1 pseudogene is annotated in these 398 nt (G+C 46.0%); it reads left to right on the top strand.

The annotated features are described in order from the left end of the window. Positions 1 to 19 precede the first annotated feature (19 nt). Positions 20 to 398, top strand: a pseudogene (locus tag A3712_RS22900) (hypothetical protein); the annotation flags it as partial.

The following is a 398-nucleotide window of genomic DNA, read 5'->3' as shown; positions in this document are numbered from 1 at the left end:
AAAGGCAGTAAAGACACACGTGAGTAATTTGGCAGGAGAGCAGCGACTGTATGACGTAACGTTATCCAACTTTCTTGAGATGAACCAAGATGCTCTGGATGATGAAGGGCACAATTGGTTTGGATTTAAATCGGGATATGAAGACCTAAAAAAACTATTCTTTATTGGCCATCATTTGCCCTCGGTTTCGGAACAAGCGGTGGCTGAACATTTGAGAACGGCCCAGCAGTACCTAATTCAATGGCAGCGCGTGCTTTCAGAACCGGAAGGGGGCATTGTGGCGTTTACCTATCAGGGAGTCGACTTTTCTGTGCCCACACGTGGTAAAGCCCAGTCAGTACCTGTTACTGATTGGCTAGATTGGGTATTTATAACAATCATAACCGGGCGATATGGTG

Source organism: Vibrio sp. HI00D65, assembly GCF_001635455.1.
Classification (GTDB): domain Bacteria; phylum Pseudomonadota; class Gammaproteobacteria; order Enterobacterales; family Vibrionaceae; genus Vibrio.
This window is presented reverse-complemented; position numbering and strand designations above follow the sequence as displayed.